The sequence below is a fragment of the Pantoea sp. RIT-PI-b genome (assembly GCF_001187905.1).
Classification (GTDB): domain Bacteria; phylum Pseudomonadota; class Gammaproteobacteria; order Enterobacterales; family Enterobacteriaceae; genus Pantoea; species Pantoea nemavictus.
In genome coordinates, this window is sequence record NZ_LGIS01000033.1 from 533460 (window position 1) to 556465 (window position 23006).

Sequence of the window (23006 nt, forward strand, 5' to 3'; positions counted from 1 at the left end):
GTACTCAGTAACATATTAATTTTCAGTTACTTATACTGCAGGGGGCAGTTACTTTCTCTTAACGGTTAAGGGGTACACCATGACGAATTCGTCCGGCAATACCAATATCACGCCGCAAAATGCCGTTGCGGCAGCGGCATCTGTGATTCAGTTACGTGATATCGCACAACTACGTGCTACGGAGCCGTCAACTGCAGGTGAAGTTGCTTCGGTACTGGAATATAAACAAGGCACTAAAATGGGCGGTGGTGTATTTATCTACGATGCTTCCGATACCACAACCGCAGATGATGGCGGACTGAACTTTGTTACCGCTGGAAGAAAGCGCTGGAAGCGTGTGCTGTTCGATTACAACGCAGTAACGGTGGTTGATTTTGGCGCGGTCGCTGATGGTAAAACTGACTGTGTAGAGGCGGTGAAGCGCATGTTTGCCTGGTCACAGCGCGTATTGCCTTCGGCTGGAATTCGCTTTACCGCAGGCGTGTTTAGCATGTCGACGTTTGATATCTCGGCCACTGAAATCAACCGTTTTAAAGTCACCGGCGCATCGGTTAATTTCGGCTATTTTCCGACTACCACGCTGGTGTTTAACTGGGAAACCAAACCGCGCGGCCTGCATTTCTTCAAAGTAAAGGCGCGTTACGCCGAGGTTTCCGGTTTTGTCGTCAAAGGGATGAGTTCCAATAGTGGTGAGGATGGCGGCACAGCGTTTAACAAAGTGGGCTTCTTTGCTAACACCATCACAGGTGGCCAGTTCCTGCGCGTCAGCAGCATGGAGTTCCGTTATTTGGGCGGGCGCGCACTCGATCTGATCGACACGCTGGATTGTAAAATCGACCAGTTTTATGCGCGCGGCTGCCAGGACAGCATCGTCTATGCGCGCTGGTCCGATCAGGCTCAGGGTGCGTGGGATCATTCAACGGCGATTGAGCTATCAAATTTCAACCTGCAAGGCGGCACCCTGAAACCGGTGTTGGATCTGCCGCGTTGTACCCAATCCTTTATCCGCAATGGCTGGATTGAGCATTCCGAATTTGCCGGTGATCTGACGAACGGTCAGTGGGTGATTGAAGGTTTAGCGATTGAGTCCACCGCTAATCCGCTCAAACTCGGCTACTGTCGCGCCACCATTATTCAAAAGAGCATTCACAACCAGAGCGCCGGTTTTGATTACAGCACCGATGGCATTGAGCCCTGGGCTCTGCTGGCGGAAGGCGATCGTGGCGTGATGGAGATCTCGGATTGGGGCGCGATTATCCAGGGCTCGCTCAATTACGATGTCATCACCTCGCAGCACCATATGGATAACCGTAAAGACGCTGACCAGTGGTTTTACGTCGGTGAATTCAACTTTTCAGGGTCGTCCACGCAAATACACGTGCGCATTGTCGGCACCGCGCAATATCTTTCGCAAAGTGAAACCCAGGTCGACTTCAGCAATCGCACGCCAGAAGGCGCCGCCAATATCTATTTGCAGGCGCGTGACAATGCCGATTCGATTGGTAGCTGGCACAGCGAAGGCTCCAGCCCGGTGGTGAAGGTGCACATTTCCGGCCAGGGCGCGCGCACCAAACTCTACGTCAAAATCGCCGCCTATACCGGTTTCTCGATTGCGCTGGTAGAGACCAATGGCAAAGATCGTTATCAGGCCGGTTTATGCTTTATTTTCCGTAAAAGTTTTACCGCCTGCAGCGCCGAAGAGAGTAGAACGCTGGATGCGGCGAAAGTCGTGGCGTTTGAGCAGCACTGGATTGGCAATAAAGATGTCGGCTTTGGTTACAACAATAATAAAGAGCTGCTGCTGCATGGCCCGACATTTGAAAAAGCGGTGCAAAATCCCGATGGCAGCTGGCGTACCCGACGTTTTCTTAAGGTGCGTGTGAACGGGGTGGAACGCAGTATTGAATTAATGAGCGCCACCGATCCCTATTAATGAAAATAGCCAGCAACAGGAGGTTGCTGGCGGATATTAAGTTAAAAATCGTATTGCAAACTTAAACGGTTTTGCCAGAAGTGACTATCGTACAGCGGTGACGTTTGCACCCCGGCGAAATCAGTCACACTCAATCCTTTTAGCACGCCGCTGAAGGCCCAGGTGAAATAGACCAGATATTCAGATTGATTAATACTGTCCGAAGCGGCTGAAGGTTTAAGATCCATAAATGAATATTGCGTACCCAGTGAAAGATTTTCATTCAGTACGTAATTCAGATTGGTGGAATAAGCATTGCCGCTGCCTAAATCCTGGGTGCTGGTAAAGAACGGCTGGGCGAAATAGGGGCCGGATGACGTGTTATGCGCATACGGCACGACCAGCGAACCGTTGCCCCAGCTATTGGCACTGGCGGCGATGTGGTTATAACCCAGCTTCCAGCTCAGCGCTGGGGTAAAGCTTAGCGCCAGCTGTGCACCGTAAGAGGTGCTGTTCACTTCACCTGCTAACGCTTTGCCGTCGCTGGTGCCGCGCATAAATTGCAAGCCCACGTCCGGCTGGAATAACGTTTGTTGCCACTGCAGATGGCTCTCACCGTAGACCAGACGTGAATAGTCGGCGTACTCTTCGTACCACAACTGACCCGCGAGCTTTTTATCATCCCACTGCGTACCGCGCCCGCCGCCAATCGCCCACATGCCGTTAGTGCGCTCATCAATATCGGTGTAGGCGGTGGTGTTGAGGAACTGATCGTCGCCCCAGGGCTTATAACGCCAGACTTTGGTGGCATGCAGATAATTGGTGCTGTCGCCGTAATTCGCATCCACGCCGCGGAACAGAATTGGCGTAATACGCCAGTCGTAGTCGCCGACAAAGGGAATATTGATGCGCTGATCGCCGGCAGTGATGTGGAAATCATCCTGCTGCCAGCTTAAATAGGCTTCACCGACGTTGGTTTGATTATCACCAATATCACTAATGGTATGTGCTTCATCGGGATGATCGATGCCGCGCAGGAATATCGCGCTGACACCCGCACGAAAACCATAGACCGGCGCCGTTTCATATTTCAGGCTGCCGCCATAGCTGGCGGTATCCTGATTGAACCCTTTGGCGAAATACGCATTATGCGTGGAGTAATAAAGCGTGCGTAAACTGCCGCTCACCGTGCCGCAGGTAAATATATCGCTAAAGCTATTTACCCCGCTGGCATCGTACTGACAATCGCTGATATTGCTCTGCGTGGCGGCGAATGCCGCCGGAGCCAGAGGGAAAAACAGCGCAGCCAATCCGACACATTTAAGTGTTTTCATTTGCACATCCCTAATAAAAATAAAATGATCAATTCACGCCCGGAATAGGCACATCCGGTAACGTGTCACGCACTTCCCAGCCGCGTAATTTGCCGGGATTTAATAAATTATGCGGGTCGCAGGCGCGTTTCATCGCCACCACATCGGCGCGCACCATGCCTTGCTTGCCATCTTCAATATGAATCACATGCGGATTATTTATTTTCACGCCATTAGCGCGGTAAATATCCATGATGGCGTTAAGACGATCTTCGTCGCTATAGCGCACCAGCGGCAAACCGCTACAGGTGATACTGCCGTTCATGTCGCGCAGGAATTCAATATGCGACATCACTTCATCGGAGAGTTGCGCTTCCAGCGCTACGGCTTGCTGCTGATAGTTTTCCACCGCATAGGCGGTTTGCAGGTAAGTTAGCGTTTTATCGATTTTTAGCGCCTGCAGCGTGGTGTGGTTCCAGCAATATTCGATCAGCGAATGGCCGCTGTTTTCCCCCTCAGCGAAATGGAGGGCATTGCGGCCAGCGTGTTGGGCTACCAGCGCAGCTAGCAACCCATCGCTTTCGCTGCCGACCACTGCAATCACGCCGTGCTTGCCCGCCACATCAGCAGCGGCCAGATCGGTGAAGTAATCAAGAACCGGCGCAGCGAATACGGCAATCTGGCGTTTTACCATGCCGGGCGAGCGTGCTAACGCATCGGCGAAGGCCATCGCTGCCGGGAAGTCAGCGAAGAGGTCGAGACGCTCGATCCAGTCATGACGTGGCGCCAGCGCCAGTTCAATCTCCAGTACGATGCCGTTGCTGCCATACGCATGATGCAGCAGCAATGCGTCCGGCGCTTGTAGGGTAATAATGCGCGGCGTCTCTTCCATGGTCATTAGTCGCACCGACAACACGTTACCCGGCGCGGCCAGCGGACCGTAGTTGATCGATCCAACACCGCCAAATCCACCACCAAATAAGCCGCCGAGCGTCGCCAGTTTCCAGGTGGAGGGCATGCAGCGCAGTTCCCAGCCGAGCGGACGCGTATGCGCTTCCAGCTCGCCAAGGCGAATGCCCGCCTGCGCGCGCACCGTGCCGTGACCAACGGCGGTAACGGCGTTGAGCCGCGTCATATCGACCATCAATCCGCCGTTCAGCGGAATCAGCTGACCATAGTTGCCGGTACCGCCGCCGCGCAGGTTCAGCGGCACGCGCTGTTTGGCGCAGGCCGCGACGATTTGCGTGAGCTCCTGTTCATCACGCGGTCGCACCGCCAGTTCTGCAAACTTCTCTTCCAGCTGCGGTTTCAGCACCGGACTGAACCAGTGGAAATCACGCGACAGACGTTTAACCTTCGGCGCTTCTTTGATCCAGTCGAGTTCAGGCAACGCCGCGACCAGCGCCGCCAGTGCAGACTGGCGATCGGAATCAGACATGTTTTATTCCTATTGTTTATTGGGTTCTCGCGCCGCACCTGATGCATGCACATGTTCGTAGCGGCGCGATTTATCGCGCTGTTTCACACTCACCGTGCCAGCAATGCGCAATAAATTGCGCCGCTACGTTGGGTGCGACCATTAGCTGGGACTTAGCTCACTCTCATGCCATGCCGCCAGCACGCGGCGCGTCAGCCACGACATCAGAGCGAAGAGCAGGAAGCCAGCCAGCGAAATCAGCAGCAGCGCGGCAAACATCAGCGGGATATTGAGCTGATAACCGGCCTGCAAAATCTGGTACGCCAGCCCGGTATCGGTGCCGCCGGTGCCGGCAACAAACTCCGCTACCACCGCGCCAATCAGCGACAAGCCGCTGGAGATGCGCAGCGCGCCGAAGAAGTAGGGCAGCGCGGAAGGAATGCGCAGGCGCAGCAGAATCTGCAGCCGCGAGGCGTGATTGAGGCGGAAATAGCTCAGCAAACCTGGCGACACGCTACGCAGACCTTGCGTGGTATTGGAGATTATTGGAAACACCGCCATCAGCGTGGCGCATACTACCAGCGACAGCGTAGTGTCTTTCACCCAAATGATGATCAGCGGGGCGATGGCGACGATCGGCGTTACCTGCAAAAACACGATATAGGGGAACAGCGCGGTCTCGATAAAGCGATTTTGCACCAGCAGAAACGCCACAATTGAGCCGATAATAATCGCCAGCACAAACGAGATGACGGTGATTTTCAGGGTGTAAAGCAGCGACATAAACAGCGTCGGGAAGTTTTGCACCAGACTTTGCGCTACCACCAGCGGTGAAGGGACCAGAAACGTTGGCACCTTGAAGGTGGTGACCAGAAACTGCCACAGCAGCAGCATGGCGATGGCGACGATAGCCGGAAATAGCCACTGCTGAAATTGGCGATGTGCCACTAGCGGTTTCATCATTGACTCTCCTTGCTCGCTGCCAACAGGCCGCGCTGCAGCTGTTGAGCGTATTGGGTGAAGTGCTGGCTGACGCGGAATTCATCATCACGCGGCACACTACTTTCAATGTGGATGTCATCCACCACGCGCCCCGGCCGCGCCGCCATCATGATCACCCGCTGCGAGAGAAACACCGCTTCCTGAATCGAGTGGGTGACGAACACCACAGTCAGCTTCTGCTCCTGCCATAAATCGAGCAGATCGCTATCCAGCTTGTTACGCGTAATCTCATCCAGCGCACCGAACGGTTCGTCCATCAACAGCACTTTGGGACGCGTCACCAGGCCGCGCGCAATCGATACGCGCATCTGCATGCCGCCGGAGAGCTCGCGCGGCAGCACGTGACCAAACTGGCCGAGACCAACCAGCTCAAGGATCTCACGCACGCGCGTATCGGCTTCAGCACGCGGTACACCGGCTAAATCGAGCGGCAGACGCACGTTTTTATGCACGTTGCTCCACGGCATTAGCGTGGCTTCCTGAAACACGAAAGACAGCGGCAGATCGCGCTGATTTTCACGGCGATCGCGACGAAACAGCAGCAATTTGCCATCGGTCGGCTCAATCAGCCCGGCGATCATTTTCAGCAAGGTACTTTTGCCGCAGCCGGATGGACCGAGCAGCGAGACAAATTCGCCCTGACTAATGGTGAGATCGACCGGCAGCAGCGCGCGCGTGCCGTTTGGATAGATTTTTTCTGCTGACAACACTTCAATTGCCGGCGGCGCCGCAGAACGCGGCACCGCTTGCGCATCGTGATTCAGCAGCGTCAGATGGCTGGCGGTATTCATGGCAGAACCTTGACGTCTTGAATGAATTTAAGCGTGTAGCTGCCATCAAACGGTACTTTGGCCGGATCGATCAGCTTGGTATCGACCAGCAGTTGCCAGGTTTGCTTGAGACGCGCTTCAGTCATGATGCCGATACCGCCGGTTTGCGCATCGCCGCCGGTCAGCATCTGATATTTCTTCATCTGAGCGATGCCGAAAGCGATCTGTTCATCGCTCATTTGTGGGTTCTCTTTCTTGATCAGCACGTTACCGGCGCTGGGATCTTGCAGGTAATTCTTCCAGCCCTGCATCGAGGCCTTCACAAACGCCGCAACTGCGGCGGGACGTTTCTCAATCGTCGATTTCATGCACACGATGCTGTTGCCGTACGGTGGATAACCCCAATCGCTGATCGGATAAACATTGGTCTGCGCATTGGCCTTCTGCACGGCAAACGGTTCGGAGGTGATATAGCCTTGCTGCACCAGAGTTTTATCGGCGAGGAACGGCTGAATGCTGAAGGTATAAGGGCGCACGCGGGCATTTTTCAGGTTCAATGCGCTCTGCGCCCACGGCCAATAGGAGGTGTAAGCTTCAGCGGCCAGCAGGAAGGTTTTGCCCTGCAAATCGGCCTGACTCTTCACGTCCGGATGGGTGAGAAACGCAATGGCCGAGTGCTGGAAGGTGGTGGCCACCGGCATCGCTTCCACGCCTTGCTGCCAGATCTCCAGCGCCTGCATGTTATCGCTGATGATGCAATCCGCCTGGCCCGCGGCCATCAGCTGCATGGTATGCACCTGCGGACCACCCATTTTAATCGTGACGTCGAGACCCGCATCGCGATACAGATTCTGCGCCTGCGCCTGGTAGAAGCCGCCGTGCTCGGCCTGCGCATACCAGTTGGTCATAAAGGTGAATTTCTCAGCCGCCATGCTCGGGGCCGACAGGGCCAGCGCAAGTGCGGCAGCAATGCTCAATGTTTTTTTCATCAATATTCCCTAGCGCGGTTGTAAAAAGGCGGCTGCGTCGTTGTGGTCTAATACTTTGCCTTGCCACTGGCCGGTGCCCCACGCCGGTTCGGCGCGTGTCACCCACGTCATTTGATGCACTTCAGTAATGACCTGCGCCCAGCTTTGCGCCAGCGAGTCGAGGATCGCCGCGCCTTGCTCAGGCGTGGAGGGCAACGGATCGCCAATCACGCCGCTGGGACCGAAGTCGTAAGAAGCCCACGCTGCCATCGGTTTGTTGGTTGAGAGCGTTGGGCAGGGGAATGCCGGCGGATAGTTAGCCACCGCTTTGTCCATTTGCACGGTGTCGGGCGCCAGCGCCAGCATCAGCGCGGTTTCGGCGTGACCGGCGTGCATCGCCATTTGCCGCTCTTTGTCATCCATAAAACTCTCGGCGCAGTTCGGAACTTTGAAGGTGTCTTGCATGATGATGATCATGTCGCCGTGGCGCAGACGCAGTTCGCGCGCCGCCATCTGCAACGGCTGCGGTTGACCGCCGTGGCCGTTAACCATCAGGAATTTGCGGAAACCGGAGCGATAGAGTGATTCGCCAATCTCCAGAATGGTGTGCAGCAGGGTTTCGCCGGTCAGCGTCAGCGTGCCGGGAAAATGCAGATGTTCATCTGATTTGCCATAGGTGATGGGCGGGATGGCGTAAGCCGGGATCGCCGCCGGTAAACGCGCCAGCGCATGACCGACCACGCCCGAGGAGATCACGCTATCCACCGCGCACGGCAGGTGCGGGCCATGCTGCTCAATCGCGCCGGTTGGCAACACGATAACGGTGTTGGCTTTATCGTCCAGCGTGGCGATATCGGTCCAGCTCAGATACGGCAAAAAGCGGTTTGCCGGAATATAACCATGCAACATTTCAACTCCTCGTGTTATTGCGGCAACCACGCCGTGGCTTCAACTTCAATCAGTACGTCCGGGCTCGGCAGCATTTCACTCACCTGCACCACGGTAGAAACCGGCGGTGCATCAGGGAAAAACTGCTTACGCACCCGGCTGTAGTGGGGGAAATGGTCGAGATTGCGGAAATACTGCACCAGCTTGAAGACATCGCTCATCTGGCCGCCCGCGCTTTCGATGGTGGCGCGAATGCTCTCCAGCACGTACCAGCTTTGCGCCAGAATCGGCCCCTCTTTAATATCGGTGGAGAACTCACCGCTGCGACCCAGCAGCCGCTGCGCCGCTTCAGGAATGTCGTCGTAACCGCGCACGATGGTGGCAGTTTGCGGATTCACCGGGATAATGCCGGAGAGGAAAATGAAGTCGCCCGCGCGTCGCCACGCAGCATATTTCGCCAGCGGTTTTCCCGCTCCTTCATCAATCGCCATCTGTTGTTTCTCCATAACGCACACCGTTTTTTAGCCGATAGCGCTGGCGTTGACGTAACGGCCAGCTCGCCACCTCAGCATCAGGAAATATCACTAAATCGTTGGCCTGCAGCGCGCTGCGTTGGCAGATCAGCGCCGAGGCCTGATCAAACGCCGCGTCGAGTTGCAGACTGAGCAAACCGCTAAACAACGTATCAAGCGGGTCATAGCTGCCGAACGGGCAAAACGCGTCCTGCACGTTGTCGGCGCCGAGCAGCAGCGGCATGCCGCGCGCCTGCGCCTCTTTTACCAGCGTTAACCCGCGCTGACGCGGCGTGCGACCCGGCACCGCATCCTGTAACAGCAGATTGGTGAGCGGTAGCGCAATCAACGTGACCTTATATTGAGCGAGCACATCGAGAATCTGCTCCGCATCGTCCTGCTGCGATAACGCACAGCTGTGGCTACAGGTGATCTGCCCGCTAAAGGGATGCTGCTGCAAATAGTGCGCCAGCCAGCGTAATCCTTGCGCTTGCGGGTTAAGTTCTTCATCAATATGCAGATCGACATCCAGCTGCCACAGCTCGGCGGCGTCCAGCAGATGCTGAAACGCCTGCGCATCCCAGTTGCTGCTGTGAATAAAACCGCCCAACAGCGCGCCCGGACCGCTGGTCGCCACCTGCGCGGCAATATGCTGTGCATCGCTGGCATCGGCGAAGAAGGTGAGGGGCGCCAGCGCCACGCGTTCGAGATTGCACAGCGGATGGTGCAGATCGCCAATCACTTGCCACGCTAATGGTGCATCAACCGAGAACCAGTCAATGTGCGTGCGCAGCAAACCAACACCGGCTTCCACCGCCCAGTGCAGCGCCTGCGTGGCGCGCTGCTGCAAATCTTCGACGTTCCAGTGCACACGGTCCTGATGCATCGCTGCAATCGCCGCCAGCAAGCCGGGCTGTTGCGCTGGACTGCGCTGAATTGTGAAGGTTTTATCCAGATGCGCATGCGGCTCGATAAAGGCCGGCAGCACCAGCGCGCCGTTGAGCGGCAGATATTCTGGATGTGGCTGATGGCTGGCAGGTTCGAACTGCAGACCCGCCGCGTGGAAATGTAAGGTGGCCAGCTGCGGTTGCTGGTTCGTCAGCGGCCAGTTTTCTGGCAGCAGCCAGCGGGGTAAACGCGCCCCGGTCGCTCCCGGATAACGGTTCATAGATCCAGCACCAGCAGTGGGGATCGTGCGCGTGAACAGCACAGCACGATGCAATTATTGGCCGCGCGCTCTTGCTGGCTCAGCACGTCATCGCGGTGATCCGGCTCGCCGGCTAATACGCCTGTAATACAGGCGCCGCACATGCCCTGTTCGCAGGAAAGTTCGATTTCAATGCCCGCCTCCTCAAGCACTTCCGCGATAGTTTGTTCTGCGCCGACGGCATAGCGTACGCCGGAAGAGGCGATTTCCACGGCAAACGCGCCGCCAGCCGTCACTGCCGCTGTGGGTTTGAAGCGTTCGCTGTGCAATTGATCGGTCTTCCAGCCTTGCTGCAACGCCAGCTGCTGCAACGCGTCCATAAAACCGGCCGGGCCGCAGGCGACCAGTACGCTGTTGTGCGGCTGCTTGAGATCGTCCGGGATGTGCTGGCGCAGGCTGTCACCTTCGCTGCTGTAGTGGACTACCAGCTGTGCGCCAAGCTGGTTGAGGCGTTCGCTAAATGCCAACTCATCGGCGCGTTTGAGATAAAGATGCAACGTGAAATCCGCCTGACGCGCCGCCAGCGCTTCGGCCATTACCAGCAGCGGGGTTAATCCGATACCCGCAGCAAACAGCAGCGTGCGCGGCGCGTGTGGCAGGGGAAAATGGTTGCGAGGTGCGGAGATCTGTAAGCTAGCGCCGCAGTCGACTTGCTGGTGCAGCCAGCGCGAGCCGCCGGTAGAGTTATCATCAAGACGCACGCAAATTTCGTAACGATCGGCCGTTGCCGCCGCTGCACAGAGTGAGTACTGGCGCGTACCGCAGTCGGGAATCACTACATCGATATGCGCACCGGGCGTGAAGGCCGGCAGCGGCTGGGCGTTGTCACTCGCCAGCGTGAATAACACATTGCCTGCACCGTTGATCTGCTTTGCGATGACGGTGACAGGGAAGTTGGTCGATTTCATAATCTGTCTGCCTGAACAGGGATGTCACCAGCGTTGCAGCTACGCAAACCCTTGTTTTTATCATGGCGCCGATTATTATTTTGCCCATGTGTAAGCGTCCATCTGTTTAATTCGCATGATGCGTTGCAAAAAAGAGAGCACCCCTTATGTTCGCCTTCTCCCGATTTCTGCTTTATTTCACTGAGGTGGCCCGCCAGGGTTCACTGCGCAAGGCTTCTGAGGTGCTGCACGTCTCGGCATCGTCAATCGATCGACAGATATTGCGGGTGGAGGAGCAGCTGGATATGCCGCTGTTTGAGCGCCATCCATCAGGATTACGTATGACCGCCGCCGGTGAGATCCTGCTGAATGCAGCAAAAAACTGGCAGCGCGACTTTGGCCGCGTCTGTACACAACTGGACGATCTGCGCGGGTTGCGCCACGGTCATGTGCATATCGCCACCATCGATGCCATTAATCGCGGCTTCTTCTCCGCGATTTTGCAGCGCATTCGCGCCGACTATCCGGGCATCTCTTTTACGTTGACCACCATGAGCAACATTCATATTGCCAACGCGCTGACGGCGGGGGATGCGGATTTCGGCATCATGCTCAATCCGCAAAGCTCGCGCGAGCTGCTGGTGAAGTCGTTTGCTGATTTACGTCTCGGGATTGTAGTGAGTAGCCAACATCCGCTGGCCAATCTGGAATCTATTCGCTTTAGCCACTGTGAATCCTGGCCGTTTATCGTACCGGCCGCGCCGCTGATGCTGGCCGATCCGCTGGACGCGTTGGTAAACAGTTCGGGGATTAAGATTAATGAAGTGGCGCGCACCAATAACATTCACATGCTGCGTTCGCTGGTGCGGGATGACGTGGGCATCAGCCTGATGTGCTGGCTGGATATCGTCGATGAATATCGGCGCGGTGAACTGAAGTTTATCCCGCTGATCGATACCGTGCTGAAACCCTTTACCTTATCGCTGTGCGTCGCGCCGCAGCGTCAGCTGTCCATTGCCGCCTCCATGATGCTGCGTGAACTGGAGTCGTTTTTTGCCTTGATGCAGAGTGAGGAGTTGCTGGCGGGAAGTGACAACATTGAATAGCGGCAGAAACAAGAAGCCCCAGCAGAACTGGGGCAATGATTCTTGCGCTTGATGTCTTAGATCTGGCACCGCACAGGTCGGGAGAAGAACGTCAGACTAGCTACGCGCTTATTCTATTCTGACGATAAAAATATTGCAATCGCACTGAACGCTTATCTGGAGTATAAATTTAATCTCTATAGGGAAATTATAAGTAGCGCAACGATGCCGAATAATTTTGATTTTACTGATATGGTTCGACTTGTCTCTCCAGCAAGACTCACCAGTTATCATACAGCGTTTTCAGTAACTAATAAGGCTGAGGTTTTTGGTCTTTATAGTTGGAATCTGGAACTTTCGGGTAGTATCAATAGTTTATTGCAACTGGTTGAGGTCGCATTACGTAATGCTATTAATGAAGCAGGTAAAAATTGTATTGTCGTCACACCTCATCAACTTTGGTTTGAACAGCTTCCTTATCATCTTATAACCGATGAAAATATAGCTCCTTCTGCTAATGGATTAAAGCCCTTAATTAAGGCCAGCCAGGTGAGAGATTTTGAGAGCGGGTTTGCAAAAGCGAAAAAGAATGCGCAGAGACTGCTCAGAAAAAAGCTCGGAGCAAACACAACAGCTGTTGCCACGCTTGACCAGATCATCTCTCAGACCGATTTCAGTGTCTGGGAGTATATTTTTGATAAAAGCTTTTATGACGGGGATGCTTCGAAAGGATTCCTTTGGCCTCGAGGCTTTTTGACAGCCTTCAAAAGGTTGCCGCACGTATCAGGCAAAAATCAGCAATTCCAGCAGCGTGATATTATCCGACGAAGAGTAGAATCAATCCGCATGTTAAGAAATCGTGTTGCGCATAACGAACCGGTTTGGAAGGATGTAGAATTTAGTGATAGCGCCGCTATTATTGCGGGCCTAACGAAAAAGATAGCTGAAATTGTTGAACTGACTTATTGGATTTCTCCCGTACTCAATACGTTTGTACGTAACAGTGCATTGATGCACAGACTAAATATGCTTCTTTGTGTGCATGAAATGGAGAATGCGACTTATCATAACGTTAGTCTGGAAATGACCAGTATGGACACGTTACACGACACCCTAATAAAAAGCGGTCAATACAATAGGAGGGTGTTGATTTCATTGCGAGGATTGAATGGCGTTATTCACGCCAGGAAGCACAGATTCAATTAAGAGTGTAATTAATATGCCGAAAGTCTTAATTTAATTTTGCCACGCTTTATTTTTGAAAAGCTGGGGCTATGTGCCCCAGCGACTTCTCAGGTAATTCACCGCATCTTGCGTTTGCGGCTGATTGAGGTAATTCTCACGGAACAAAATGGTGCCGTTAATTTGCGGCAGCGACTCATTGAGATCGAGCTGTTTTTTCAACTCCGGCACGCCGCCGTTGACCGTCCAGTCGGGTTCGCTTTTCGAGGCTTCGCCGATCTTATACAGCGCGACGCCAATATACAGGCGCGTGTGCGTCGGCTTCACCACCTCGGCCCACCAATTGGCCAGGACGTCGTAACGTGCTGCCTGGCGCGCGAACGGCCAGTAAAGCTGCGGCGCGATGTAATCGAGTAACCCCATTTGCACCCAGCGGCGCGTATCGGCATAGGCTTCGTCGTAAGCGGCCGCACCGCGCGTGTCGGAGCCCGCCGCATCATGGGAAAGATTGCGCCAAACGCCCGCTGGGCTGACGCCAAATTCAACGTTTGGATTGAGCTGCTTAATGGTGCGTGAAACCTGCTCAATCAATAACAAGGTATTGTTGCGCCGCCAGTCAGCCTTAGAGGCAAAGCCCTGACCATATTGGCGGAAAGTGGCGCTGTCGTTGAGCATCGAACCGGGCGTTTCGGTATAGAAATAGTCATCGAACTGCACGCCATCAATGGGGTAATGCGACACCACTTCTGCGACGATGCTGGTGATCCAGTCACGCGCCGCAGGAATGCCTGGATCGAGTACGAAGCGATCGCTGGCGGTGCGGATCCAGTCGCGATGCAGCACATACACGCTAGCCGGCTGCAGCGCTAACGTATTGTTCAGCGCATTCATGGTGGAGGATTTGACGTTGGTAGAGACGCGGTAGGGATTAAACCACGCATGCACCTTCATGCCACGTTGGTGCGCCTCATCGAGCATAAATTTCAGCGGATCGTAGCCGGGATCTGCACCGATTTTGCCAGTCAGCATATCGGACCACGGTAAAATGCTTGAACGCCACAGCGCGGTGCCGTCCGGTTTGACCTGGAAAAACACGGTATTGATGCCGAGGCTTTTCAGTTTATCCAGCTTGTCTGTCAACGCTTGTTGCTGCTGGTGGATACGACTGGCCGGGCTGGCATTGACTGAATTAATCGGTGGCCAGTCAAGGCGCGAAACCGTGGTCAGCCACACGCCGCGCACCGGTTCTTTGCTTAACGTGGGTTTGGTAGGCATCGGCGGCTTGTTGACCGTTGGTAAAGGCGTTACCAGCGATTTCGGCGGCGGCGAGGAGCAGCTGGCGAGAGAGAGGGCGACAGCAATGGCCAGCAACGCAGCGGATTTTTTGTTGGTGTTAACCCAGGGAAAACGATGTGAACAGGCTATGATAAACTCCATTTCTTGCAACTTTCTGTTCGAAGAGCCTCATTCTCTTATCATGCGAACTAAAGTCAATATAATCGCACCTCATCAATGCGATGTAATACATTGCGCGATGAATCGCGCCGCTACAGATAGGTACAATGACGTTGTAGCGGCGCAATTTATTGCGCGCAGCTAATTTATTTGAGGAACCCAAGACTTATGCAATACGAAGACCTTTATCGCCGTATCGGCCAGATCATCTTTAGCTGTGGCCCACAAGGTGCGCGGGAATTGATCGTTCAGGCCGAACTGTTTGCGGACGATGATGGCGGGCAATTTCAATTCGATTACATCGATGAAAACGGTGAGCCGGATTGGTTTGAACCGGATGCGCGGGCGATTGGCGATCTTTCGTTAGCGCTGAAAGACTTTCAGCAGTACTTCATTGATAACAACATGACCAACGGCTTGCCGGTGTGGCGAAAATGCGCCATTAACCTTAATGTGCTGGAAGAGTCGATCAGTATCGACGTGCAGTACGATTAAGTTCCGCGGCATCCTTGCCCGGAATTCAGCGCTTATGAGCGCAACGCCACCATCTCCTCACTTTTACGCGCTACGCGTTTGCGCTGCACGATGCGACTGGCGGCCACCACCGCCAGCGTGAGTAGGCCGGTAGCAATAATCTCTGGTCGATGTTGCTGATTAAACAGCATGGCAATCAACACGCCGACGATGAATACCATCGTCGCCCACGTCAGGCCAGGGAACAACCACATGCGATAGCTGAGCGTTTCGCCGCGCGCTTCGCGCTTTTTGCGCAGCACCAGATGCGAGGCGGCGATCACCAGATACACCAGCAAAGCGATGGCACCGGAACTGGCCAGCAGGAATTCAAACACCGCGCTGGGCGCCAGATAGTTAGCGATCACCGCAAGGAAGGCCGCTGCCGTGGAAAGCAGCACCGCCACCCACGGCGTGCCGCTGCGCGTGGTACATGACGCCATGGCGGGTGCATCCTGACGGCGTGACAGCGAGTAGATCATGCGCGACGCGGTATACAGCGCCGAATTGAGACAGCTACACACCGCAATCAACACCACCACATCAACGATCTGTTTGGCGTAAGGCACGTTCATCATCTGCATCGCCGTCTGGTAAGAACCGGCTTTCATCAGTGATGGCGTGTTCCACGGCACAAGCGCTACCACAATGAAAATCGACAGCAAATAGAACAGCGCAATACGCCAGATCACCGAGTTGGTTGCCTGAGTAATCTGCTTCTTCGGCTCGCGCGATTCCGCTGCGGCAATGGTGACGATCTCCGTGCCCATAAACGAGAACATCGTGGTGAGAATTGCCGCCAATACCGCGCTGATGCCGTTTGGCATAAAGCCATGCGTATCATACAGATGCGAAATGCCTTGCGTGCTGCTGCCGGGCATTAAACCGAATACCGCCAGGCTGCCCGCGCAGAGGAAAGCGACAATCGCCACGACTTTCAGCAGGGCAAACCAAAACTCGAACTCGCCATAATTTTTGACGCTGAACAGGTTGCTGATGGTGAGAAACGTGGTGATCGCCAGCGTGTATTCCCATACCGCAACCTGTGGAAACCACGAATGCAGAATGGAGCCCGCCGCGTTGGCTTCCAGCGGAATTACCAGCACCCAAAACCACCAGTAGAGCCAGCCGATGGTAAAACCGGCCCAACGCCCCAGCGATTTGTCGGCGTAAGTGGAGAAGGAGCCGGAATCCGGTGAGGCCACCGCCATCTCCGCCAGCATACGCATAATCAGCACGACCAGCGCACCGGCGGCAAGGTAGGCCAGCAGCACGGCGGGACCGGCCTCAGCGATGGCATGACCCGAACCGACAAACAGTCCGGCGCCGATAACGCCACCAATCGATAACATCCGCACGTGGCGTGGCTTCAGGCCCTGCGCCAAAACATCGGCATTCTGTGAACTCATCAATATTTCTCCAAAGCGTCTCTCAGGCAGCAGCGGTCGCCACCAGGTTACAACAGGTGAGAAGCCCAGCCCGCAGCGCGGGCCGGGAAGAGTGGCAACAGCCTAAGAATCGAAATGCTGACTCAGCACGCTGCTGAGAATCTCCAGCGCCTGGCTGAATTGCGCATCAGGGATGGTGAGCGGATAGAGGAAGCGGATGACATTGCCCTGTGGGCCGCAGGTCAGCAGCAGCAGCCCCTGCGCCATCGCCTGTTGCTGAATAGTCTGTGCGGTTTGCGCTGAGGCGAATTCCACCGCAATCATCGAGCCAAGACCACGAATATCGGTGATCGCTGCGCACTGGCTACGTATGCCGTGCAGGAAATCGGTCAGCTGTGCGCCGAGTTGTTGAGAACGCTCACACAGCTTCTCATCGGTAATCACGTCGAGCACCGCGTGTGCTGAGGCAATGGCTAGCGGGTTGCCGGCGTAGGTGCCGCCGAGACCACCGGGACCCGGCGCATCCATAATCTCGGCGCGACCGCTTACCGCTGAGAGCGGCATACCGCCCGCGAGACTTTTCGCCATCGTGATCAGATCCGCTTTCACCGCATAGTGTTCCATGGCGAACAGCTTACCGGTGCGGGCAAATCCGGATTGCACTTCATCGGCAATCAGTAAAATGCCGTGTTCATCGGCCAATGTGCGCAGGCGGTTGAAGAACTCAGGCGGGGCGACGTGGAATCCGCCTTCACCCTGAATCGGCTCGAGCACGATGGCGGCAACATCCTGCGGTGCGATGTCCTGAGTGAAGATATCCTGCAGGCTGGTCAGCGCATCCTCCACGCTGATGCCGGTGACGCTGTTGGGATAGCGCGCGTGCCATACAGAAGCAGGCATTGGGCCAAAATCGCGTTTGTAAGGTGCCACTTTGCCGGTCATCGCCATGGTCATAAAGGTGCGCCCGTGGAATGAATTACCGAAAGTGATGATGCCGTGGCGCCGCGTGGCTGCACGCGCCACTTTCACCGCATTTTCGACCGCTTCGGCGCCGGTGGAGAAGAAGGCGGTTTTGGCTTTGCCCGCAATGGGCACCACGCGGTTAAGGCGTTCAGCCAGCGCCACATAGCTCTCATACGGCGTGACCTGGAACGCCGTATGGGTAAATTTCTCTAACTGTTCGGCAATCGCCTGCACGATGCGTGGATGGCGGTGGCCGGTATTCAGCACCGCAATGCCGCCGGCGAAATCGATCCAGCTATTGCCTTCACCGTCGCGCAGCGTCGCGTTTTCGGCGTGTTCTACATACCACTGACAAAGATTACCGGTGCCGCGTGGCAGGGCGTCATCTTTGCGTTGTTGCAACTGGCTGTTTTTACCTTCCATAACCTTTCCTTAGCGATACGCGTCTTTACAAATCACGACAAACACGCTTATTTATGCCCGGGCTGCGTTATGATGCCAGAGCCACTTTTAGAGAAAAGAGGGGAGCCAATTGCGAAGTTTGTACGCCGATCATGTATTAGAGCGCATGCAGTTTATGCAGGAAGGGACGTTGCAGCAGCGTTTGCTGGCTTGCATGCAAATCGCTATCGCTGAAGGGATATTTCCGCGCGCCACGCGATTACCCGCCACCCGCGATTTGGCGCGTGAGCTGTCGGTGTCACGCAACACCGTGTTGAACGTGTATGAGAATTTGATGGCGCAGGGCTACGTCACGGCGCGCACCGGCAGCGGCACCTGGATTGCAGAAAACCTGCCGGAAGGCTCGCTGAACACGCCGCGCAATGACGCGGCCATGGCGCCATTAACCAACAAACCGGCGGCAATTTCTAAACGCGGTGCGTCTTTGCTCGGCCATGCCAATGCGTCGCCGTATCAGTGGGGAGCATTCGTTCCGGGTGCGCCCGATGTCACGCAGTTTCCACATAAACTTTTCAGCCAAATTCAGGCGCGCCTGAACCGTGAACCGGATATTGAGCGGCTGATCTACAGCAGCAACGGCGGCTGTCCGCATTTACGCCAGGCGTTGGCGGAGTACCTTAGCGTGGCGCGTTCGGTGCGTGCCGATGCCGATCAAATCATCATTACTGAAGGTATTCATCAGGCCGTGGATCTCGTGTCGCGCGTACTATGCGATCCCGGCGATCAGGTGTGGATTGAGGAGCCCGGCTATTGGGGAACGCGAAATTTGCTGCGCATTAATGGACTGAAAATTAATGCCATTTCAGTTGATGAGCAGGGCTTGATCCCAGATTTACCCTCGCGCAGTCGGGCACCCAAGATGATTTTCGTGACACCGTCACATCAATATCCCCTTGGCGTGCATCTTAGCCTTGAGCGCCGTAAGCAGCTGCTGGATTTGGCGCGCAAACACAAAAGCTGGCTGGTTGAAGATGATTACGACAGTGAGTTTCGTTTCTCCGGCCAGCCGTTCCCATCACTGCAAGGGTTTGAACCGGATGCGCCGGTGATTTACATGGGCACCTTCAGCAAGACGCTCTATCCGGCACTGCGATTAGGTTATTTGGTGGTGCCGAAAGCGCTGGCACAACCGCTGCGCGTGGCGGCGGCGGAACTCTATCGAGGCGGTCATCTGTTGGTGCAGCGCGCGTTGGCCGAGTTCATCCAGAAAGGGCATTACGTGGCGCACATCCGCCGCATGCGTAAGCTCTACAGCCAGCGCCGACGATTTATGATCGGCCTGATTGAACGCTATCTCGGTGCGGCGTTTTTACCGCTGGTGAATCATGAAGCGGGTTTGCATCTGGTGATGAATTTACCGGCTGGCTGCGACGATGTGGCGGTGGCCGCGCTGGCGCTGCGGCGTGGCGTAAAGGTGCGTCCGCTGTCGCAATACTATATGCATCCGCAGGACCGGCGCGGCTTGCTGCTGGGATTTGCCTGTGTCGACGAACGGCAGTGCCAGGATGCATTTGGTACGTTGAAAGGGTGCCTGGCGGAGATGGGAATTATTTGAGGGGATGGTCGTCATGAACGACGACCCTACAGCGCATATGACCTTCGTAGGGTCGTCATTCATGACGACCCGGTGTGCAAAGTTATAGTTAGGCGATGCTGTCCAAACGCTCAACCACTTCTTGAGACAGCGTCACTTCGCGACTCGCTAGATTCTGCTTCAAATGCTCTGGCGATGAGGTGCCGGGAATCAGCAGAATGTTCGGTGACCGTTGCAGCAGCCACGCCAGCGCGACTTGTAACGGCGTAGCGTTCAACTCGTTCGCCACTTCGGTTACCCGATCCGACTGCAGCGGTGAAAAACCGCCCAGCGGGAAGAACGGCACGTAAGCAATTCCTTGTGCTGCCAGCTGATCGATTAGCGCTTCATCCTGGCGATTGGCCAGATTGTAGAGGTTCTGCACGCAGGCAATCGGCGTCATCGCCTGGGCATCGGCTACTTGTTTGGCGGTAACGTTGCTGAGCCCAATGTGGCGAATCAATCCGCGCTCTTTCAGCTTGATCATTGCCTCAACCTGCGGCTCCAGCGAACCTTCTTTTGGTCCATACACGTCCAGCATCGAACGCAGATTCACCACGTCCATTACCTCAAGTCCGAGATTACGCAGGTTATCTTCCACCGCCTGAGTCAGCGCTTCCGGCGTAAATGCCGGCAGCCAGCCGCCTTTCTCATCGCGCCGCGCGCCCACTTTGGTGACGATCACCAGATCGTCAGCGTAAGGGTGCAGCGCTGTTTTAATCAGCTGATTGGTTATGTGCGGGCCATAAAAGTCACTGGTGTCGATGTGATTGACGCCAGCGGCGATAGCATCGCGCAACACCTGTAAAGCGCGTGCTTCATCTTTCGGCGGACCAAATACGCCGGGGCCAGCCAACTGCATGGCACCGTAACCGAGTCGTGCAACCTGGCGATCGCCAAGTGTATAAGTCAATGCTGGATGAGACATGGAAAGCTCCTTGGTCAGTGTGTAGAGAGATTGTAATCGCCCAGTCGCTGTGCAACTATCCGTGCAAATCGGGACACAGTGTACGGAGTGACGGACAATGGCGCTGGATATCGCACTGCTTCACGCAGTCGTAGCAGTAGCAAAAGCAGGTGGATTTCGTGAAGCGGCACGGATGACCGGCAGTAACCCGTCGCGCTTGAGTGATGCGGTGCGGCGCGCTGAAGAGCAGCTCGGCGTGCGGTTGTTCAATCGTACCACGCGAACGGTAGCGTTAACCGAAGCAGGCAGGGCGCTGATGTCGCGCTTACTGCCCGCAATGAATGAAGTGGATGCCGCACTGGATGCGCTAAATAATTTCCGCGATACGCCGGGCGGCACTTTACGTCTGAACGTACCGGTGAGCGCGGCGCGCATCGTGTTACCGGCGATTGTGCCGGGTTTTCTGCAGCGCTATCCGGATATCCAGCTGGAAGTGGTGGCAGAAAGTAACGTGCAGGATGTGTTCCGCGATAGCTGCGATGCAGGGATTCGTTATGACGATCATCTGGAGCAGGATATGGTGGCGCTACCGATTGGACCTCGCACCCAGCGTTTCGCCGCGGCGGCATCGCCCGGCTATCTGGCGCAGTTTGGTACGCCGCAGCATCCGCGCGAACTGATGCAGCATCGCTGTTTGTACGGGCGCTATGCGACGGGCGTGGTGGGCGAGTGGGAATTTACCCACGGCGAGGAAACCGTCCGCCTGCAGCCGCAGGGGCCGCTCATTTGTAGCATTGGCGCAGCAATGGATTTGACGGTGGAAGCGGCGATTGCCGGTTGCGGCGTAGTGTATCTGTTTGAAGATTGGATCAAACCGGCGCTCAACGATGGCAGCCTGCAGCCGATTTTGCCGCAATGGTGGCAGAGCTTTTCCGGCTTATGGCTCTACTACAACGGGCGTCGCCTAATCCCCGCGCCGCTGCAGGCATTTCTTGATTATGTGCGCGAGCTTAATGCGCAGACGTCTGTAGATTAATCAGCAAACAAGAGTCACGACGACCACGACTAAAGGCCAATAAAAAAGCCGATAACCGTTGCCAGTTATCGGCTTTTTCGCATCACAGGTTATTACGCGTTCAGCAGCTGATTTGCCGTTTTTTCAACCAGCGCCAGCAGGACTTTAACATCCTCGAGCGTCACGGTTGGATTCAGCAGCGTCAACTTCAGGCAAGTTACGCCCTGGTTCTCAGTCACGCCGACGTTGGCACGACCTGAATCCAGCAGCGCATCGCCGATACGCTGGTTGAACAGCGCAATCTGCGCGGTATCAGTCAGTTGCTCTGGACGGTAGCGGAACAGTACGCTGGCCAACTGTGGCTGCATCACCAGCTCCAGACGCGGTTCAGAGGTGACAAACTTCGCCACTTCCTGTGCCAGGGTAACACCGTGATCGATGATCGCGGCATACTGTTTCTGACCCAGCGCTTCCAGGCCCATCCACAGTTTCAGCGCATCGAAACGACGCGTGGTCTGCAGTGATTTGGATACCAGATTCGGTACGCCAGCCTCTTCGTCAAACTCAGAGTTCAGGTAAGCCGCTTGATAGCGCATCAGCTCGTAGTGACGCTCATCTTTCAACAGGAAGGCACCGCAGCTGATGGTCTGGAAATACTGTTTGTGGAAGTCCAGCGTGACAGAATCCACCAGTTCCAGGCCATCAAGATAGTCGCGATACTTCTCAGACAGCAGCAGTGCACCGCCCCAGGCTGCATCAACGTGTACCCAGATATTGTGTTCTGCAGCGATACCGGCAATTTCACGCAGCGGATCGATAGCACCTGCATCGGTGGTACCGGCGGTTGCGACGATAGCCAGGATCTGTTCGCCGTTAGCGTCGGCCTGAGCCAGTTTGGCTTTCAGGTCTGACACATCCATACGGGCAAACTGATCGGACTTCACCTGCACCACAGACTGATAGCCGTGGCCGAGCAATGCCATGTTCTTCTGCACGGAGAAGTGCGCATTTTCCGAGCAAAGCACTTTAATCTTACGCAGATCGCCAGTAATGCCGTGCTGTTGCACCGAGTGCCCCTGACGCTGATAGAACGCATCACGCGCCAGCATCAGGCCCATCAGATTGCTCTGTGTGCCGCCGCTGGTGAAGACACCCGCATCGCCAGACGGATAACCAACCTGTGCACGCAACCACTCGATCAGTTTGATCTCAATGATGGTGGCAGAAGGGCTCTGATCCCACGAATCCATACTCTGATTAGTGGCGTTAATCAGGACTTCAGCCGCCTGGCTTACCACCAGGCTAGGGCAGTGCAGGTGCGCCACACACTGTGGGTGATGCACTGAAAGGCTATCTTTCAGGAAATATTCAATCGCGCGTTCAATCGCGGCCTGGTTACCCAGGCCGTTTGGATTGAAGTCGAGCGTGATACGCTCGCGCAGTTCGGCAACCGTTTTGCCTTGATACATCTCAGGCTGTTGCAGCCACTGCACAACCGCGGCGCTGCTTTGGGCAATCGCCTGCTGGTAAGCCTCAATGCTCGATGCAGAGGCGGCCAGAATCGGGTTTACTTCAGACATTTACTCT

General features: G+C 55.4%; 20 protein-coding genes. 6 read left to right on the forward strand and 14 right to left on the reverse strand.

What is annotated here, in order from left to right; translation table 11 throughout:
• Positions 1 to 79 precede the first annotated feature (79 nt).
• Positions 80 to 1933 (forward strand): hypothetical protein, encoded by a 1854-nt coding sequence (locus AC790_RS23250; RefSeq protein ID WP_049853388.1) that lies wholly within the window; start codon positions 80 to 82, stop codon positions 1931 to 1933.
• 41 nt (positions 1934 to 1974) lie between these two features.
• Here AC790_RS23250 and AC790_RS23255 read toward each other — a convergent pair whose 3' ends face one another.
• From AC790_RS23255 to AC790_RS23295, 9 genes are all read right to left on the reverse strand, one after another.
• A complete protein-coding gene (locus AC790_RS23255; protein ID WP_007893017.1) occupies positions 1975 to 3246 on the reverse strand; it encodes a hypothetical protein in 1272 nt (423 codons plus the stop codon).
• 28 nt (positions 3247 to 3274) lie between these two features.
• Positions 3275 to 4663 carry an FAD-binding oxidoreductase gene (locus tag AC790_RS23260; protein ID WP_049853389.1) on the reverse strand — a complete coding sequence of 463 codons (1389 nt, stop codon included), beginning with the start codon at positions 4661 to 4663 and terminating at the stop codon, positions 3275 to 3277.
• A gap of 141 nt (positions 4664 to 4804) precedes the next feature.
• The gene (locus AC790_RS23265; protein WP_049853390.1) at positions 4805 to 5605 is read right to left on the reverse strand and encodes an ABC transporter permease; all 801 of its coding nucleotides are present in this window, start codon (positions 5603 to 5605) and stop codon (positions 4805 to 4807) included.
• On the reverse strand, positions 5602 to 6435 hold the full coding sequence (locus tag AC790_RS23270; RefSeq protein WP_049853391.1) for an ABC transporter ATP-binding protein: 834 nt from the start codon (positions 6433 to 6435) through the stop codon (positions 5602 to 5604). Before AC790_RS23270 ends, AC790_RS23265 begins: the two co-directional genes overlap by 4 nt.
• Positions 6432 to 7403 carry an ABC transporter substrate-binding protein gene (locus tag AC790_RS23275; RefSeq protein ID WP_049853392.1) on the reverse strand — a complete coding sequence of 324 codons (972 nt, stop codon included), beginning with the start codon at positions 7401 to 7403 and terminating at the stop codon, positions 6432 to 6434. The genes AC790_RS23270 and AC790_RS23275 overlap by 4 nt, the downstream gene beginning before the upstream one ends.
• A gap of 9 nt (positions 7404 to 7412) precedes the next feature.
• Positions 7413 to 8291, reverse strand: a complete 879-nt coding sequence (locus tag AC790_RS23280) for a creatininase family protein (protein ID WP_049853393.1) — start codon at positions 8289 to 8291, stop codon at positions 7413 to 7415.
• A gap of 14 nt (positions 8292 to 8305) precedes the next feature.
• Entirely contained in the window at positions 8306 to 8761 is a 456-nt protein-coding gene (locus AC790_RS23285; protein ID WP_049853394.1) for a RidA family protein, read from the reverse strand.
• Positions 8751 to 9950 (reverse strand): amidohydrolase family protein, encoded by a 1200-nt coding sequence (locus AC790_RS23290; RefSeq protein ID WP_049853395.1) that lies wholly within the window; start codon positions 9948 to 9950, stop codon positions 8751 to 8753. Before AC790_RS23290 ends, AC790_RS23285 begins: the two co-directional genes overlap by 11 nt.
• Positions 9947 to 10897: a PDR/VanB family oxidoreductase gene (locus AC790_RS23295; RefSeq protein ID WP_049853396.1), complete on the reverse strand. Its 951-nt coding sequence runs from the start codon at positions 10895 to 10897 to the stop codon at positions 9947 to 9949. Before AC790_RS23295 ends, AC790_RS23290 begins: the two co-directional genes overlap by 4 nt.
• Before the next feature lie 146 nt (positions 10898 to 11043).
• On the opposite strand from AC790_RS23295, the gene AC790_RS23300 reads away from it, so the two are divergent.
• A complete protein-coding gene (locus AC790_RS23300; RefSeq protein WP_049853397.1) occupies positions 11044 to 11982 on the forward strand; it encodes a LysR family transcriptional regulator in 939 nt (312 codons plus the stop codon).
• Between the two features lie 204 nt (positions 11983 to 12186).
• Positions 12187 to 13167 carry an Abi family protein gene (locus tag AC790_RS23305; RefSeq protein WP_049853398.1) on the forward strand — a complete coding sequence of 327 codons (981 nt, stop codon included), beginning with the start codon at positions 12187 to 12189 and terminating at the stop codon, positions 13165 to 13167.
• A gap of 66 nt (positions 13168 to 13233) precedes the next feature.
• Here the strand turns inward: AC790_RS23305 and AC790_RS23310 are convergent, their stop codons facing one another.
• The gene (locus AC790_RS23310; RefSeq protein WP_049853399.1) at positions 13234 to 14580 is read right to left on the reverse strand and encodes a glycoside hydrolase family 10 protein; all 1347 of its coding nucleotides are present in this window, start codon (positions 14578 to 14580) and stop codon (positions 13234 to 13236) included.
• Positions 14581 to 14766: 186 nt separating this feature from the next.
• Here AC790_RS23310 and AC790_RS23315 point away from each other — a divergent pair, with 186 nt between their 5' ends.
• Complete coding sequence (locus AC790_RS23315; RefSeq protein ID WP_007892999.1) at positions 14767 to 15093, forward strand: hypothetical protein; 327 nt, start codon at positions 14767 to 14769, stop codon at positions 15091 to 15093.
• Positions 15094 to 15125: 32 nt separating this feature from the next.
• On the opposite strand, the gene gabP is transcribed toward AC790_RS23315, so the two are convergent.
• Entirely contained in the window at positions 15126 to 16520 is a 1395-nt protein-coding gene (gene gabP, locus AC790_RS23320; RefSeq protein ID WP_049853400.1) for a GABA permease, read from the reverse strand.
• Between the two features lie 102 nt (positions 16521 to 16622).
• On the reverse strand, positions 16623 to 17885 hold the full coding sequence (gabT, locus tag AC790_RS23325; RefSeq protein ID WP_049853401.1) for a 4-aminobutyrate--2-oxoglutarate transaminase: 1263 nt from the start codon (positions 17883 to 17885) through the stop codon (positions 16623 to 16625).
• 109 nt (positions 17886 to 17994) lie between these two features.
• Here gabT and AC790_RS23330 point away from each other — a divergent pair, with 109 nt between their 5' ends.
• A complete protein-coding gene (locus AC790_RS23330; RefSeq protein ID WP_200902282.1) occupies positions 17995 to 19479 on the forward strand; it encodes a PLP-dependent aminotransferase family protein in 1485 nt (494 codons plus the stop codon).
• A gap of 88 nt (positions 19480 to 19567) precedes the next feature.
• Here AC790_RS23330 and AC790_RS23335 read toward each other — a convergent pair whose 3' ends face one another.
• The gene (locus AC790_RS23335) at positions 19568 to 20425 is read right to left on the reverse strand and encodes an aldo/keto reductase family oxidoreductase (protein WP_049853402.1); all 858 of its coding nucleotides are present in this window, start codon (positions 20423 to 20425) and stop codon (positions 19568 to 19570) included.
• Positions 20426 to 20522: 97 nt separating this feature from the next.
• Between AC790_RS23335 and AC790_RS23340 the strand changes: the two genes are divergently transcribed.
• Complete coding sequence (locus tag AC790_RS23340; RefSeq protein WP_049853403.1) at positions 20523 to 21440, forward strand: LysR family transcriptional regulator; 918 nt, start codon at positions 20523 to 20525, stop codon at positions 21438 to 21440.
• A gap of 92 nt (positions 21441 to 21532) precedes the next feature.
• Here the strand turns inward: AC790_RS23340 and AC790_RS23345 are convergent, their stop codons facing one another.
• On the reverse strand, positions 21533 to 22999 hold the full coding sequence (locus AC790_RS23345; RefSeq protein ID WP_049853404.1) for an aspartate aminotransferase family protein: 1467 nt from the start codon (positions 22997 to 22999) through the stop codon (positions 21533 to 21535).
• Positions 23000 to 23006: the final 7 nt, after the last annotated feature.

Excerpts from the sequence above, each read along its gene's own strand:
- AC790_RS23280 (WP_049853393.1), bottom strand. The coding sequence starts at position 8,291 with ATGTTGCATGGTTATATTCCGGCAAACCGCTTTTTGCCGTATCTGAGC.
- AC790_RS23295 (WP_049853396.1), bottom strand. The coding sequence starts at position 10,897 with ATGAAATCGACCAACTTCCCTGTCACCGTCATCGCAAAGCAGATCAAC.
- AC790_RS23290 (WP_049853395.1), bottom strand. The coding sequence starts at position 9,950 with ATGAACCGTTATCCGGGAGCGACCGGGGCGCGTTTACCCCGCTGGCTG.
- AC790_RS23275 (WP_049853392.1), bottom strand. The coding sequence starts at position 7,403 with ATGAAAAAAACATTGAGCATTGCTGCCGCACTTGCGCTGGCCCTGTCG.
- AC790_RS23270 (WP_049853391.1), bottom strand. The coding sequence starts at position 6,435 with ATGAATACCGCCAGCCATCTGACGCTGCTGAATCACGATGCGCAAGCG.
- gabT (WP_049853401.1), bottom strand. The coding sequence starts at position 17,885 with ATGGAAGGTAAAAACAGCCAGTTGCAACAACGCAAAGATGACGCCCTG.
- AC790_RS23305 (WP_049853398.1), top strand. The coding sequence starts at position 12,187 with ATGCCGAATAATTTTGATTTTACTGATATGGTTCGACTTGTCTCTCCA.
- AC790_RS23250 (WP_049853388.1), top strand. The coding sequence starts at position 80 with ATGACGAATTCGTCCGGCAATACCAATATCACGCCGCAAAATGCCGTT.
- AC790_RS23335 (WP_049853402.1), bottom strand. The coding sequence starts at position 20,425 with ATGTCTCATCCAGCATTGACTTATACACTTGGCGATCGCCAGGTTGCA.
- AC790_RS23310 (WP_049853399.1), bottom strand. The coding sequence starts at position 14,580 with ATGGAGTTTATCATAGCCTGTTCACATCGTTTTCCCTGGGTTAACACC.
- gabP (WP_049853400.1), bottom strand. The coding sequence starts at position 16,520 with ATGAGTTCACAGAATGCCGATGTTTTGGCGCAGGGCCTGAAGCCACGC.
- AC790_RS23340 (WP_049853403.1), top strand. The coding sequence starts at position 20,523 with ATGGCGCTGGATATCGCACTGCTTCACGCAGTCGTAGCAGTAGCAAAA.
- AC790_RS23255 (WP_007893017.1), bottom strand. The coding sequence starts at position 3,246 with ATGAAAACACTTAAATGTGTCGGATTGGCTGCGCTGTTTTTCCCTCTG.
- AC790_RS23315 (WP_007892999.1), top strand. The coding sequence starts at position 14,767 with ATGCAATACGAAGACCTTTATCGCCGTATCGGCCAGATCATCTTTAGC.
- AC790_RS23300 (WP_049853397.1), top strand. The coding sequence starts at position 11,044 with ATGTTCGCCTTCTCCCGATTTCTGCTTTATTTCACTGAGGTGGCCCGC.
- AC790_RS23285 (WP_049853394.1), bottom strand. The coding sequence starts at position 8,761 with ATGGCGATTGATGAAGGAGCGGGAAAACCGCTGGCGAAATATGCTGCG.
- AC790_RS23265 (WP_049853390.1), bottom strand. The coding sequence starts at position 5,605 with ATGATGAAACCGCTAGTGGCACATCGCCAATTTCAGCAGTGGCTATTT.
- AC790_RS23260 (WP_049853389.1), bottom strand. The coding sequence starts at position 4,663 with ATGTCTGATTCCGATCGCCAGTCTGCACTGGCGGCGCTGGTCGCGGCG.
- AC790_RS23345 (WP_049853404.1), bottom strand. The coding sequence starts at position 22,999 with ATGTCTGAAGTAAACCCGATTCTGGCCGCCTCTGCATCGAGCATTGAG.